13 protein-coding genes and 1 pseudogene are annotated in these 14,569 nt (G+C 58.1%); 11 read left to right on the top strand and 3 right to left on the bottom strand.

The window, feature by feature from the left end; all coding sequences use genetic code 11:
- The first annotated feature begins 6 nt into the window (after nucleotides 1-6).
- The 7 genes from AAAB35_RS29340 (at nucleotide 7) to ligD (ending at nucleotide 8,028) form a co-directional block, all read left to right on the top strand.
- A complete protein-coding gene (locus AAAB35_RS29340) occupies nucleotides 7-846 on the top strand; it encodes a MoxR family ATPase (RefSeq protein ID WP_340671885.1) in 840 nt (279 codons plus the stop codon).
- On the top strand, nucleotides 843-1,289 hold the full coding sequence (locus AAAB35_RS29335; RefSeq protein WP_340671850.1) for a GNAT family N-acetyltransferase: 447 nt from the start codon (nucleotides 843-845) through the stop codon (nucleotides 1,287-1,289). The genes AAAB35_RS29340 and AAAB35_RS29335 overlap by 4 nt, the downstream gene beginning before the upstream one ends.
- Entirely contained in the window at nucleotides 1,289-2,479 is a 1,191-nt protein-coding gene (locus AAAB35_RS29330) for a VWA domain-containing protein (protein WP_340671849.1), read from the top strand. The genes AAAB35_RS29335 and AAAB35_RS29330 overlap by 1 nt, the downstream gene beginning before the upstream one ends.
- Before the next feature lie 97 nt (nucleotides 2,480-2,576).
- Nucleotides 2,577-3,254, top strand: a complete 678-nt coding sequence (locus AAAB35_RS29325) for a FadR/GntR family transcriptional regulator (RefSeq protein ID WP_340671848.1) — start codon at nucleotides 2,577-2,579, stop codon at nucleotides 3,252-3,254.
- Complete coding sequence (locus tag AAAB35_RS29320; RefSeq protein ID WP_340671847.1) at nucleotides 3,251-4,534, top strand: CynX/NimT family MFS transporter; 1,284 nt, start codon at nucleotides 3,251-3,253, stop codon at nucleotides 4,532-4,534. Before AAAB35_RS29325 ends, AAAB35_RS29320 begins: the two co-directional genes overlap by 4 nt.
- Before the next feature lie 80 nt (nucleotides 4,535-4,614).
- On the top strand, nucleotides 4,615-5,463 hold the full coding sequence (locus AAAB35_RS29315; RefSeq protein WP_340671846.1) for a Ku protein: 849 nt from the start codon (nucleotides 4,615-4,617) through the stop codon (nucleotides 5,461-5,463).
- Between the two features lie 15 nt (nucleotides 5,464-5,478).
- Nucleotides 5,479-8,028 (top strand): DNA ligase D, encoded by a 2,550-nt coding sequence (gene ligD, locus AAAB35_RS29310; protein ID WP_340671845.1) that lies wholly within the window; start codon nucleotides 5,479-5,481, stop codon nucleotides 8,026-8,028.
- Nucleotides 8,029-8,061: 33 nt separating this feature from the next.
- On the opposite strand, the gene AAAB35_RS29305 is transcribed toward ligD, so the two are convergent.
- Together AAAB35_RS29305 and AAAB35_RS29300 are read right to left on the bottom strand one after the other, a co-directional pair.
- A complete protein-coding gene (locus AAAB35_RS29305; protein WP_340671844.1) occupies nucleotides 8,062-8,874 on the bottom strand; it encodes a Ku protein in 813 nt (270 codons plus the stop codon).
- Between the two features lie 62 nt (nucleotides 8,875-8,936).
- Complete coding sequence (locus AAAB35_RS29300; protein ID WP_340671843.1) at nucleotides 8,937-9,236, bottom strand: antibiotic biosynthesis monooxygenase; 300 nt, start codon at nucleotides 9,234-9,236, stop codon at nucleotides 8,937-8,939.
- On the opposite strand from AAAB35_RS29300, the gene AAAB35_RS29295 reads away from it, so the two are divergent.
- Both AAAB35_RS29295 and AAAB35_RS29290 read left to right on the top strand, forming a co-directional pair.
- Entirely contained in the window at nucleotides 9,235-10,338 is a 1,104-nt protein-coding gene (locus AAAB35_RS29295; RefSeq protein ID WP_340671842.1) for a DNA topoisomerase IB, read from the top strand. The two genes, AAAB35_RS29300 and AAAB35_RS29295, sit on opposite strands and share 2 nt — an antisense overlap.
- 198 nt (nucleotides 10,339-10,536) lie before the next feature.
- Nucleotides 10,537-10,839 (top strand): hypothetical protein, encoded by a 303-nt coding sequence (locus AAAB35_RS29290; RefSeq protein ID WP_340671841.1) that lies wholly within the window; start codon nucleotides 10,537-10,539, stop codon nucleotides 10,837-10,839.
- Here the strand turns inward: AAAB35_RS29290 and AAAB35_RS29285 are convergent.
- Nucleotides 10,826-12,589, bottom strand: coding sequence for an EAL domain-containing protein (locus AAAB35_RS29285; protein ID WP_340671840.1), 1,764 nt, complete (start codon nucleotides 12,587-12,589; stop codon nucleotides 10,826-10,828). The two genes, AAAB35_RS29290 and AAAB35_RS29285, sit on opposite strands and share 14 nt — an antisense overlap.
- Before the next feature lie 351 nt (nucleotides 12,590-12,940).
- Here AAAB35_RS29285 and AAAB35_RS29280 point away from each other — a divergent pair, with 351 nt between their 5' ends.
- Together AAAB35_RS29280 and AAAB35_RS29275 are read left to right on the top strand one after the other, a co-directional pair.
- On the top strand, nucleotides 12,941-13,702 hold the full coding sequence (locus tag AAAB35_RS29280) for a transporter substrate-binding domain-containing protein (RefSeq protein WP_340671839.1): 762 nt from the start codon (nucleotides 12,941-12,943) through the stop codon (nucleotides 13,700-13,702).
- Nucleotides 13,703-13,715: 13 nt separating this feature from the next.
- Nucleotides 13,716-14,569: pseudogene (locus AAAB35_RS29275) on the top strand (hypothetical protein); the annotation flags it as partial.

Raw genomic sequence — 14,569 nt, 5'->3', positions numbered from 1 at the left:
ATGATGATGCGCTTTGAAGGCACGGCGGCCTACGTGGCCGAAAAGGATCTGATGATCGCGGTGAATGCCGCAATCGCATTGGAGCGCCCGCTCCTGGTCAAAGGCGAGCCTGGGACCGGCAAGACGGAGCTCGCCCGTCAGATTGCCGCGGCGCTCGGTCTTGAGCTCATCGAGTGGAACGTCAAATCGACGACCAAGGCGCAGCAGGGCCTCTACGAATATGATGCCGTCAGCCGCCTGCGCGATTCCCAGCTTGGCGACGCCCGATTCAATGACATTGCCAACTATATCAAGCCCGGCAAGCTATGGGACGCATTCACTGCGGAGCAAAAGGTGGTGTTGCTTATCGACGAGATCGACAAGGCAGACATCGAATTTCCCAATGACCTTTTGCAGGAACTCGATCGCAACGAGTTCTTCGTCTACGAAACCGGCGAAACCATCCGCGCCGCACATCGGCCGATCGTCGTGATTACGTCCAACAATGAGAAAGAGTTGCCCGACGCTTTCCTGCGGCGCTGTTTCTTCCACTATATCCGCTTTCCGGATGTCGATACTTTGGCGAAGATCGTCGAGGTACACTATCCGGGCATCAAGCAAAATCTGGTGCGCGCCGCCCTTACTCAGTTCTATGAGATTCGCGATGTTCCGGGCCTGAAGAAGAAGCCTTCGACCTCCGAGGCGCTCGACTGGATCAGGCTGCTTGTCGCAGATGACATCGCACCGGAGGATCTGCGGACCGATCCAAAGCATATGCTGCCAAAGCTGCATGGTGCGCTGCTGAAAAACGAACAGGATGTCCATCTGTTCGAACGTTTGGCTTTCATGGCAAGGAGACAGGGATGAGCGTAGAAATTCGCCCATTGGCGAAATCGGACGAAGCTGAATGGCGCCGGCTTTGGACCGGCTATCTCACCTTCTATGAAACCACCGTTCCGGAATCGGTGTATCGAACAACGTTCGACCGACTGACGTCGGGCGAAGCTCATGAGTATAGCGGCTTCATCGCGGAACTTGATGGCAAGCCGGTCGGCCTCACCCATTATCTGTTTCACCGCCATTGCTGGAGCATCGAAAACATCTGCTACCTGCAGGACCTCTTTGCCGACCCGCAAGTACGCGGCAAGGGCATCGGGCGCGCGCTGATCGAAGCGGTACACGCCGAAGCCACGAAAGCCGGCGCGCATTCGGTCTATTGGACGACCAACCAGAACAACACCACCGCGCGCCAACTCTACGACCGCATCGCCAAGGTCACGCCGTTCATCAAATATGTGAAAATGGTCTGATGTTCATTCCCTTCTTCCTCGAGCTCAAGGCAGCGCGTATTCCCGTTTCATTGCTGGAATATCTGACGTTGCTCCAAGGCATGGAAGCGGGGCTCGTCGATTATGATGTCGAGGGTTTCTACTATCTCGCGCGCTCCGCCCTCGTAAAGGACGAGCGCTATATGGACCGATTCGACCAGGTATTCGGCCATGTCTTCAAGGGCATAGAAGCACTTGGCGGCGAAGATGGGATCAACATCGCCAACCTTCCCGAGGATTGGCTGCGCAAGCTCGCCGAAAAGCATCTGACCGACGAGGAGAAGAAACTGGTCGAAGCGCTCGGCGGCTTCGACAAGCTGATGGAAACGCTGCGCCAGCGGCTCGAAGAGCAAAAGGGACGGCATCAAGGCGGCTCGAAATGGATCGGGACAGCCGGCACGTCGCCTTTCGGTGCCTATGGCTACAATCCCGAGGGGGTGCGGACCGGCCAGGACGAGAGCCGCCACCGACGCGCCGTCAAGGTATGGGACAGGCGCGAGTTCAAGAATTTCGACGACAGCGTCGAACTCGGCACGCGTAACATCAAGGTGGCGCTCAAACGTCTCCGGCGCTGGATCCGCGAGGGTGCGGAGGATGAACTCGACCTCTCCGGCACGATCCGATCAACAGCCGAGCACGGCTATCTCGACGTGAGAACGCGGCCTGAACGGCGCAACCATGTGAAACTCCTGATGTTCTTTGACGTCGGCGGCTCCATGGACGAACACATCAGGGTCGCCGAAGAACTGTTCTCGGCCGTGCGCTCCGAATTCAAGCACATGGAGTATTTCTACTTTCACAACTGCCTTTACGAATCCGTGTGGAAGGACAACCGCCGCCGCTATACGCAAAGCATGCCGACCATGGATGTCATCCATAAATATGGCCCCGACTATAAGGTCATCTTCGTTGGCGACGCCGCGATGGCGCCCTATGAAATTTCGCATCCCGGCGGTTCGGTCGAACATTGGAATGAGAAGGCGGGTGCTAACTGGCTGGCTCAAGTGCTCGACCAGTGGAAGAACGCTGTGTGGATCAATCCCACCAAGGAGGCCTACTGGGATTACACGGCGTCCACCGCCATGATCCGCAGTATATTCGCGCATCGCATGTACGCGCTGACCCTGGCGGGTATCGAGGCCGCGACGCGCGAGCTCTCCCGTCGACACTGAGTCCTTCCCGGGGCCGTCCGACGCGAGGCGCGTCTTGACAAACTTAACTCTGAATCATACTAGTCAAGTCATCAGATGACTTTAGGACTTTGCCCTTATGCAGCCAGCGGCGCGCACCAATCTTGCCGAAACGGCGGTCAACAATATCCGGGCCGAAATTACCGCCAGTCGCTGGCGGGTCGGCGACCGCATACCAAACGAGGCAACCCTCGCCGATATGCTTGCTGTCAGCCGCGGCACGGTGCGCGAAGCGGTACGCGTGCTTGTCGCGCAAGGTTTCCTCGAGACCCGTCAGGGATCGGGAACCTATGTCCTTTCCGTTATCGATACGGATGAAAGCCTCTTGCGTATGCGGCGCACCGGCCTGCGCGACCAGGTCGAAACCCGCTGCGCGCTCGAAGTCGAAGCGGCTAGGCTAGCCGCAGCGCGACACACACCGGAAACACTGGTGCATTTGCGGCAACTGCTCGCTGATCGCGGCGAATATGATCCGGTCCATCACGATCGCTATGTTCAGCGCGACCTCGCCTTTCACAAGGCTGTTGTTGCTGCGTCGGGCAATCTCGCCTTTGTCGAAGTCTACGACTTCTTCTCGGTCTCCATCCAGGAAGTCATCAAGGCGACGGTGACGGGCGAGCTCCCTGAGCCCGATATGGCCGCCCATCTTTCGATCGTCGATGCGATCGCCTCGGGCGACCCCGACCTTGCCGCGTCGACAACCCGAGCGTTCATGGCTCCCATTCTTGAAGAAATCGATCGGCTGCTTGCATCATGAATCACATGCCATCCAAATCCCGGGTTGAAGCGATCGTCAGCGAACAACTCATCAATGCGGAAGCCGACAGTGTTCCGCAGCCGCGCCCGCCGGTATTTTCGAGCCGCGCCGTCGCTATTCTCACCGGCCTCAGCCTTGTTCTCATCGCCTTCAATCTCCGCCCCGTGTTTTCAAGCGCCTCGGCGCTGCTGCCGGAGATCATCGCCCAGACCGGCCTGTCCTCTTTTGGAGCGGGTGTCTTGACGACACTCCCTGTCGTTTGCCTTGGCATCTTTGCGCCACTCGCGCCGAAGCTGGCGCAGCGCATCGGCGCGGAACGCACCTTGCTCGGCGTCCTACTCTTCCTCGCACTCGGCACTGCCCTGCGCGGCTTGCAATCACTGCCGTTGCTGTTCATCGGTACAGCACTCGCCGGTGCGTGCATCGCCATCGGCAACGTTCTCCTCCCCGGTCTTGTTAAGCGTGACTTCGCCAGCCGCACGGGCCTCATGACAGGACTCTATACGATGGCCCTTTGCGCCGGCGCCGCCACTGCGGCGGGCTTCACCCTGCCACTGCAACGCATCCTCGGCGGCTCGTGGTCGCTCGCGCTCGGTGCCTGGGCGCTACCGGCGCTATTGGTTGCGGGGATCTGGTTCCCGCACGCCTTCTTCCGAAAAGTCCGCACCAAGCATGCGGGTTTCAGGGTAGATGGGCTTTGGCGCGACAAGCTCGCGTGGCAAGTGACATTATTCATGGGTCTACAGTCTGCCCTGGCATATTGCATCTTCGGGTGGCTGTCGCCGATCCTGCGCGAGCGCGGCATGGATGGGGTAACGGCAGGCCTTGTCGTTTCGGTTTCGGTCATGGTCCAGGTCTTTGCCTGCCTGTTCGTGCCGTCGATCGCCGTGCGCTGCAGGGATCAGCGATTCGTCAACCTCATCCTGATCAGCCTCGCCCTCACCGGGCTTATGGGTTTTCTCTTCGCACCGCTGTCGACCGTCTGGTTCTGGGCGGTGTTGCAAGGTCTTGGCCAAGGCGGTCTCATCGCCATTGCCATGACGATCATCGTCCTGCGCTCACCCGACGCCCATGTCGCATCGCACCTTTCCGGCATGGCGCAATGCGTCGGCTATATGCTCGCCGCCGTCGGACCGCTTCTTGTCGGCTTGATCCACAGCCTCACCGGCAGCTACGCCGCAACTTCGATCCTGTTTGTATCGCTGGGCGTTGGAGTCGCCATTTTCGGCTGGGGAGCAGGTCGCGCCGCGCATGTGAAAGCACGCACTATCGCAATTTAACAATTTCGGCATAGTATGCTACCAAGGTCGGAACCAACCGTGTTCCCCGGCATTTGTTGCGTAGCCGAAGGAGTTGAGTATTGGCGCCACGTGCAAACTGGAAAGGCTATCTGAAAGTTGCGGAGCTCAGTTGCCCCGTGAGCCTTTATACAGCCGCGTCGACATCAGATCGCATCGCTTTCCATACGATCAATCGCGCCACCGGACACCGGGTGATGCGCCAGTTCATCGACAGCGACAGCGGCAAGCCGGTTGAAAAGGACGACCAAGTCAAGGGCTACGAGGTCGGCTCGAACGACTACATCGTCCTCGAACCCGAAGAGGTCGCGGCCGCCATTCCGGAGAGCGACAAGACCCTCAATGTCGAGGCATTCGTCCCCTTTGACCAAATCGACGACCTCTATTTCGACAAACCCTATTACCTGACACCCGGCGACAAACATGGCCAGGAAGCATTTGCTCTTATTCGCGAGGGGCTGAAGGCCAAGAAAGTCGCAGCGTTTGCGCAGACCGTGCTGTTCCGCCGTGTCCGCACGCTGCTCATACGTCCCGATGATGCCGGGCTCCTCGCTACCACGCTGCAGTTCAACTACGCGGTTCGCTCCGTAAAGGAGGCATTCGACGACGTGCCCGACATGAAGATCAAAGGCGAGATGCTTGAACTCGCCAAGCATATTATCGATACGAAGCGCGGCTCGTTCGATCCCTCGAAATATACCGACCGCTACGAATCCGCGCTTGCCGAACTGGTCAAGGCCAAGCTCGAGGGAAAGGCAATCCCCACGCGCAAACCGCAGAAATCGGAGAAGGTTGTCGATCTCATGCAGGCACTGCTTGAAAGCGCTGGCATGATGACAAAGCAGGCCGCGCCGAAGAAGGCGGCAGGCACGAAGACCAAGGCCGAACCCGCAAGGCGAAAAGCAAGCTAGAGCTGGGTCTGACTTATGGTTGCGCTCGAAACCTACCGGAAGAAACGCAATTTCAAGACCACCCCGGAACCCAAGGGCCGCAAGGCCACCAAAACCGGTAACCGTTTCGTCGTCCAGAAGCACGATGCGACACGGCTTCACTATGATTTCCGCCTGGAGATGGATGGCGTTCTGAAGAGCTGGGCCGTTACGCGCGGCCCAAGCCTTGTTCCAGGTGAAAAACGTCTCGCCGTTCATGTCGAGGATCATCCGCTCGAATATGGCGACTTCGAAGGCACCATCCCCAAAGGCGAATATGGCGGTGGTACGGTGATCGTCTGGGATAGCGGTACCTGGACACCGGTTTTTGATCCGCAACGCGGCTATGCGAAAGGTCATCTCGAATTCGAGCTTCACGGCAAGAAACTCTCAGGACGATGGCACCTTGTACGCATGCAGGGCCGCCCGCGTGAAAAGCGCGAGAACTGGCTTTTGATCAAGGGCGAGGACGATGCTGCGCGCACGCCGGGCGATCCGGACATCCTTGAAGAAAAACCGCAATCGGTAAAGACCGGACGTGATATTGGCGATGTGGCCGGCGAGGCACCGGGATGGTCCTCCAAGACAGGCAAGATCGACAAGGACGCGCCGAAACCCAAGCCTTCGAAAAAGGCAGCTACGCCAACAATCGAAATCAGTCTGCCAGACCCGTCGAGCGTCAAGGGTGCCAAGCAGTCCAAGCTTCCCACGTTCGTCGAGCCCGCTTTGGCATCGCTTTCCACGAAGCCCCCATCCGGCGAACGCTGGATCCACGAAATCAAGTTTGACGGCTACCGGCTGCAGGCGCGCATTGAGGCTGGCCGGGTCAAGCTGCTCACCCGCACGGGCCTCGACTGGACGAAGAAGTTCGGCAAGGAAATCATTGCCGCGCTGCAGGACCTTGCGGTTGGCACTGCATTGATCGACGGCGAACTCGTCGTCGAAGCGTCCGCCGGGGCCTCGGATTTTTCCGCCTTGCAGGCCGATCTCAGCAGTGACCGAACCGACCGTTTCATCTTCTACGTTTTCGATCTTCTTCACCTCGACGGTTACGACCTGCAGGCCCTGCCCTTGCTGGAACGCAAAGCAATCCTGCAAAAGCTGGTCGGAGCCAGCACGGGTATGATCCGGTTCAGCGAGCATTTCGAAGGCGATGGGCAGAATATTCTCTCCCATGCCTGCCGTCTCAGCCTTGAAGGCATCGTATCAAAACTGCGTGATGCGCCCTATCGATCGGGCCGCGGCAAGAGCTGGATCAAAGCGAAATGCTCGCACAAGCAGGAATTCGTCATCGCCGGCTATGTGCCCTCCACCACGTCGCGCAAGGCGATCGGCTCGCTGGTGATGGGAGTCTATAATGGCAAGAAGCTTGAACATGTCGGCCGTGTCGGCACCGGCTACAGCACGGCTGTAGCCGAAGATCTCTACCGCCGGCTGGAACGCATCCGCCAGCCCGAAAGCCCCATTGCCACGCGCCTCACCGCCGACGCGGCGCGTCAGGTGCGGTATGTCAAGCCGCAGCTTGTCGCCGACGTCGAGTTCCGCACCTGGACCGCCGACAATAATCTGCGCCATGCCTCATTCCGCGGCTTGCGCGAGGACAAGCCGCCCTTGGAGGTCGTCCGGGAAACGCCGAAGGTGAGTGGCCAGACCAAACCGGAGAGGTCTACCGTGAAACTTACCCATCCCGACCGCATCTACTGGCCCGACCAGGGCGTGACCAAGCAGGGACTGGCGGATTATTACACCGAAGTCTGGCCCTTTATCTCGCCCTTTATTGTCGGGCGGCCGCTCGCGCTGCTGAGGAGCCCGGAAGGAATTGCCGGGCAATCATTTTTCCAGAAGCACGCATGGAAGGGCCTCAACCCGAGCATCGTTCTTGTCAAGGATCCAAAGGACAAGGATGAGGAGCCCCTGATAAGCATCAAGGATCTCGACGGGCTGATCAGCCTCGTGCAAGCAGCGGTACTCGAAATCCACCCCTGGGGCTCGACCGTGAAGGATTGGGAACATCCGGACATGATCATCATGGACCTTGATCCCGGCGACGGCGTTCCTTGGGAACAGGTCATAAAGGCTGCGGAGGAAACGCGCGACCGGCTCGAACAGGCAGGCCTCAAAGCCTTCCTGAAGACCTCCGGCGGCAAGGGTCTCCATGTCGTCTCGCCGGTTAAGCCCAAGGCCGCGTGGCCGGAGGTAAAAGCCTTCACCAAGGCGATTGCCGATTCAATGGCCGCCGACAGTCCAAGCCTTTATGTCTCCACGATCACCAAGGCGAAGCGCACAGGTAAGGTTCTCATCGACTATCTGCGCAACCAGCGTGGCGCCACCGCAGTTGCACCCTATTCGACGCGCGCAAGGGCGGGTGCCGCCGTTTCAATGCCGCTCGAGTGGAACGAACTCACGCCCGGAATTGGCCCGGCCTACTTCACCGTCTTGAATACACCGACCCGCATAGCCTCCTACAAGGCCGATCCGTGGGCGGATTTTCGCGCCGCTGCCGCCCCCATCGAAAAGCCGAAGGCTGCTCGATCGAAGAAAGCCTAGAGCCTGGAGTGTTCCTATAAAAACTAAAGACGCTCAGCGCTTTTTTGTCGGCTTGCTCTCGCCGGCGATACTTTTCCGGAGCGCATCCATGATGTTGATGACGTTGCTGGGAGCCTCTTCCGCCTCCACCGCCTTGGCCTTTGCCGGACGCTTCTTGCCCTTTTTCTTGGCCGCGATGATTTCAAGCAGGCGATCCTGCACGGGATCATCCGCCATGTTCGGATCCCAAGGTTTCGTGCGCTCCTCGATAAGCGTCTGCACCAGTTTCATTAGTTCTGGGTCGGTTTTGCCGGTCGGAATATCGCCGAAATAAGAGTCAGCCTCGCGCACCTCATCACCGTAGCGCAGCGTCCAAAGCACGATGCCGCGACCCCGTGGCTCGAGCATCACCGCCCGCTCGCGGCGGTACATGACGAGACGGGAAATGCCAACTCGCCCTGTCGCCACCATCCCCTCGCGGATGACGGCGAAAGCTTCCTCGCCGACCGGATCGTCGGGCGTAAGGTAGTGAGGCTTGTCATACCAAATCCATTCGATGCTCTCGCGCGGCACGAACATCTCGATGTCGATCGTGCGAGTACTTTCGAGCGCAACGGCATCGATCTCATCGTCCTCGAGCAAGACATATTCATCCTCGCCGCGCTGGTAGCCTTTGACCTGGTCGTCCTCGTCGATGGCCTTGCCGCTGACCGAATCGACATATTGGCTGACGACGCGGTTACCGGTCTTCCGGTTCAGCGTGTGAAACCGCACTTTTTCCTGATCCGTCGTTGCAGGCACCATCGCCACCGGACAGGTCACGAGAGAGAGTTTCAGATACCCTTTCCAGAAAGAACGAGGAGCCATGTCTACCTTTCCTTGAAGTCCCGCACGAATGCTTCAAACCATCGAATAGTTACGATGCAGTTTTATGGCAGTTTCGCCGCCAGCACCTCAAGCTTGTTGATCTGAGGCGGAGTAGCGAAAAGTTCATCCGCTCGCGCCATCAAGGCTGCAGCAACCTTGCCGGTAAGGTGGGCGTCGCGCGCACCTTCATCCGGAAATGCATCAAAGATCGCAAAGCTGCTCTTACCGAGGCGAATACCGAACCAGGCGACGGTTCCAGCTTCTTCGTTGACGAGCGGCAAGGCAGACTTGAGAAAGGCCGCGACCTCTTCCTCCTTGCCCGGTTTTGCTTCGAGCGGCACATAGAGAGCAAGTTTCGCCATGTTCATTCCTCCCTTTATTGCGTTACGCCTCATTCGGCGTTGGAACAGTCTCGCCTCAATCACGTTTCTCGGCAATAGACATGTGGAGACGACGTTGCAGCGCGACTATGAGGATTATGCCAAGGAACTTGGCCTGACATTGGTCGATCCGGCAGATTTTAACCTGATACGCCAGCCGCTGAAGGATGGATTCCGCTACGCGCGTAACGATGGCAAGCCCGTTTCCCCCAAGGATAAAGCCCGTATAATCGCTCTGGTCATTCCACCGGCCTGGACCGAAGTACGTTGCTGCGGCAGCGCCAAAGGCCACATACAGGCTGTCGGGCAGGACATTCTGGGGCGTCGGCAATACATATACCACCCGAAGTGGGAGACAGTGCGCAACAGCATGAAGACAAACCGCCTGCTGGCGTTCGGCAAGGCGCTGCCGCGCATCCGCAAGCGAATCCTCCGGGACATGCGCAGCAAACCGACGTCGGGAAAGCCCCTCGCAGCACTCGCGATCAAGCTGATCGACCAGAAGGCATTTCGGGCGGGCCACGAGAAATATGCCAAGGACGGCGGGCGCGGCATCGCTTCGCTCAAGAGCAGCGACCTCAAGATCGATGGCAATGTCGCAAGTTTCGTCTTCGCGGGAAAGTCCAAGAAAACGAATGAGATAACGATCAAGGATCCATCCGCCGTCAAGCGGCTGCGTACCTTGAAGCGGCGTGGCAGACTATTTCAATACAAGGACGAGAAACGGTGGCGAAAGCTACATGCCGGGAAGCTGAACGAATACTTGCGCGAGATCTCGGGCTCCAAGGTAAGCGCCAAGGACTTCCGGACGTTTCACGGTTCGGCCCGGGCGCTCGCATTCCTTGCAGGCATCGAAGCGCAGAGCGACTCCGCACGCAAGCGTGCCGTCGCCGCAGCCATGCGCCATGTCAGCGAGTTCCTTCGCAACACCCCGGCCGTGACGCGCTCGAGCTATGTGCACCCGCTGGTGATCGAAAGTTTCAATGCCGGCGAACTCGGCAGCGCTCTATTGCGCTCACCCTTTCGGAAAGGTTTGAGTGGCCCCGAGACCGGTTTGATGCGGCTGCTTGAAGGCGCGAACTGATGTCCGATCCCTTGCTGGAACGCGGCTTGAGGAATCTGCGATCGCGAGATGCGATTCCGCATTGCGGTAAGTGGTGCGCGGAAAAGAGGAATTAAATTCGATTTGCCGCCCTTTGGAAAATGCGCTTAGCTGATCCCATGCGAGCGGGAGGCGACCCGCGATCATGGATGTGTTCTCGCCTTGTGATGGGAGCGTGTCATGGCCTTTTTGGATCTCGACCGACGCATATTTACGACGACTGACTGGGAGGTCATGCAGCGCGCGCACAACCGCGCTTCGATCCTGCTTGACCGCTGTCCGAAGACCGATCCGCGCTGCAACGAACTTGCGCGCACGATCATCGCGATGTTCGAAAGCGGCATCCACGATGAGGATGAACTGGCCGCGATGGCGGCAAACCGGGAACTAAATTTTTTAGGAGCCCGTGGATACTTTCAGAAACCCTTCCCAATCGGAAGGATCAACGAAGGCCTGACGCCAAATTCATTTACGGAACACTAGAGCTTCTTCCTTGCTCGACAAGCAGTCGCGCGCCCAATTCCGCGGCGGGGACAGGATATGCAATCGCATAGCCTTGAAGCGTGTCGCAGCCGAGGCGCCGCAACAACTTGGCGTGCTCGTTTGTTTCAACGCCTTCCGCTATCACGCCGATACCAAGCGCTCGCGCTATGCCGACAATCGAGCCGACAAGGCTCCTCTGCTCGTGTGAAATCGTGATGGGCATCACCAGGCGTCCATCGATCTTCAGGCGCTTCGGTTTAAGCTTCAAAAGGCCAATGATTGACGCGTGTCCCGAACCGAAGTCATCAACTTCGATGTCGATCTCCATCTGCTTCAGCAGGGAAATGTTGAGAAGGACCTCGTCCTCGATCTCGTCGAGAAAGATCGTCTCCAGCAGTTCGAACGATATGGCTTGTGGCGGTATCTGCAGGAGGCGCAACTGGTTGATAAGTAACGGATCGGACAATCGGGCAGCCGACGTGTTGACCGCAATGCGAGGTACTTCGATACCCCGTTCCTGCCACGTCCGCCGGTCGCGCAGCACCGCCTCGAGCATGGCAGCGTCGAGGTCAGCCATGAGACCGAGCGTGTTTGTCACCTTTAGGAACGAATCGGGGCCGAGCACGCCGCGCTTGGGGTGCCGCCAGCGCGCCAATGCCTCGATGCCGACGATGTTGCGTTTATCGGCATCGATTTGGATCTGGTAAAAGGGCACAAACTCGCCTCGCTCAAGACCGCGCTTGACATGTTCGGCAATGCGCCGATCTCGCGAAAGCTCGCTTTTCAGATGCGGTGCAAAGAATTCGACCCGGTTTCGGCCAAGCTTCTTGGCGCGGTAGAGCGCGATATCTGATTCGGCCAAGAGACCCGCGGCGTCGCCGTCATTGACCCAGGCGACGCCGATGGAGGCCCCGGTCTGCAGCAATGTCCCCCCGTGGGACACGCCCTGCTTGAGAAGACGCACGATGTGGTCGGCAACGACCTCCAACTCCCGAATCGTCGCGAAATCCGCGAGGAGAATGATGAACTCGTCGCCACCCATGCGCGCGACAAACCCGCCCTCGGGAACAACGGAAGCGATCATCAAGGCGGCCGATTTCAGGACGGCATCGCCTGCCGCATGGCCTGCCGCATCGTTTACCTGCTTGAAGTAATCGAGATCGACAAGGAGCACAGCAAGCCGCTCACGATCGGGGTCATTGGATAATTCCGAAAGACGTCTGTCGAAGAAACGGCGATTGGGAAGACCCGTCAGATAATCATATTCCGCGGCGTACTCGATCTGCGCCGAGCTTGCTTCTAGCGCAAGCGCCCTGGCTTCGGCGATCGCTTTCTGATGCGACAGTTCGCGGGTCAGCATGACGTCGGCCGTCACGTCCCACTCAGCACCCACGAAAGTGCCGCTATCACCGTCGTCGTAGTAGTGTGCCCGCGACCGGATATGGCGAACATCACCGTTCGGCAGGACTACCCTGAAATCGGAGACATAGTCGCTCTTGCGTTCGGCTGCCTCCTCGAAATCCTGTATGGCCCTTGCTCGATCGTCAGGGTGGATCGCATTGATCCAGAGTTCTGAGCTGACCCGTCTTTGCGTCAGGCCGGTGCCGTACAGCCGATGCATTTGTGAATTCCAGATCACCTCGCCGGTCTCGGCATTGTGCTCCCACACGCCGATCTGCGACGCGTCCAGCGCAATTTCGAGACGACGGAGGATGTTCTGGAATTCCTGTTCTGATATTGTCGGCTTCATCTTCTCGTTGCAGCTCCAGCCCTGGCACAACTTATAGCGCGGATCGCAAATTCGTTGGCATCAAAATCGCCCCCATTACTTGAACTCTGATAACCGCCTCTGAATTCGTTCCGTTAGTCGGCCAGATCATCGGCACTTCCAGGTGCATCACCCTGCCTTCGTCGTCGACTGCACGCAAGGACAGCGCAACGGCAATCACGGAAATGCTGCACGCGTCGCGCGACTAATCCAATGCAACTTCTGATATTTAACTTAAATCAATCATGTTCGTATTTATTGCCGATCGCTCATAGTTTGTTCATCTCATCCGGGTGATTCTGCTATCATCGGGGGTATTGGGGACGGCAAACAATGAAATCGACAATCCTGGCAGCGGCCACGGTCACACTTTACTTGTTCGCGAATACTGCATCTGCGGAAGCACTAAAACTCAGAGTTGCAACGGAAGGCGCCTATCCGCCCTTCAACTCCATCGATGCCAATGGCAAGCTCGTTGGGTTCGATGTCGATATCGCCAAGGCCGTGTGCGAGGACATGAAGGCTGAATGTTCCTTTTCTGCGGTTCCCTGGGACGAGATCATCAACGGGCTCGAAAAGAACGATTACGATCTCGTTGTCGCTAGCATGTCCTATACGGATGCCCGGGCGCAGCGAATGGAATTTTCCAGCTCCTATTATCGCTCGCATTCGGCATTTGCGGGAGACCCCAATCGGTTCAAGGACGTGTCGCCCGCCGCTTTGCGGGGCATGCGCATTGCCGCCGGCCGGCAGACGATCCAATCGGAATACCTGGAGAAGGCCTATACCGAGAGTAAGATCGTGCTGACGAAAGATGAGCCCGAGGCACAGAAGCTGCTTCAGGCAGGGGAGGTCGATCTGGTACTGGCAGACTCTATCGACTTGCTCACATTCCTTCAGTCCCCCGATAATTCCAGGTTCGACTACGTTGGCGATCCGGTGACGAACGGCTTCCTCAAGAGCTCCGCGCATATTACCGCGCAGAAGGGTAATATGGAGTTGATCAAGAGGGTCAATGAAGCTCTCGACCATCTTCGGCTGAACGGAACGTATGACCACATCAACAACACGTATTTTCCGTTCAGCATTTACTAGGTGTGATTAGTTGATGGCAGCGCGCAAAAAAGGAATGCAGATTTCGATGGTGACGGCCGGCAGGCTGTTGATCGGATTCGTACTTCTTTACGCAGTGGTTGCCGCCGGTTTTTCCATCGTGTTCCTGCGCAAGATAGAGAACGATGCGCGCTATACACAGGAACAGCAGCTGCCGCTCGTGCTGAGCCAGAACCGCAACGCGATCAAGGTCGAGCGGCTGGCATCGCTGGCGCGCTCGATCTACCTAGCGAAGGACCGTGAACTGGAGCGCCAGCTACAACTGCAAACGCATGTGCTCGCCCAGAGCTTCACGCTCGACGAGAACGATCAGTTGGCGAAGGGGGTCCAGCAGGTCAGCACGCACGTCAAGCAGATCGTGGCGCTTCGAGACCAGGTTCGCAAGATGGATGCAGGCGATGCAAGCCCTGACCCTGCCATCAGGGCGGAGCTGGAGCGACAGGCACTCGAAATCTATCAAAGCGCCATGCGAGTTACGGACCAGCTCAGCCAATCCATCGTGAGCGACGCCGCCGTTCTAGCCTATGGCATGTCCGGCGATATCCAGCGCACTGCGAAGATGATCCAGGTAGCGTGGATCATTATCCTGACGCTACCTGTTCTCATTGCCGTCGGCGCGATCTATGTGGTCGCAAGGCACATCATTCGCCCCATCAACTCGGCGATCGAGGGCCTGCGATCGATCGACCGTCACGAGAAGCGAACGCTAAGATTGCGGCGGCCGCTGTTCCGCGAGCTTTCGACGATCAATGAGGCGATTGAAGCCTATGGTCACGTGTCGCTCGACCTCTTGCGGACCAACTCCATCCTGCAGGCGCTTTCGGAAGAAGACGGCCTGACGACGCTCGC

Origin of the sequence: Phyllobacterium sp. (assembly GCF_037994425.1) — a bacterium.
Taxonomy (GTDB): Bacteria; Pseudomonadota; Alphaproteobacteria; order Rhizobiales; family Rhizobiaceae; genus Phyllobacterium.
This window is presented reverse-complemented; position numbering and strand designations above follow the sequence as displayed.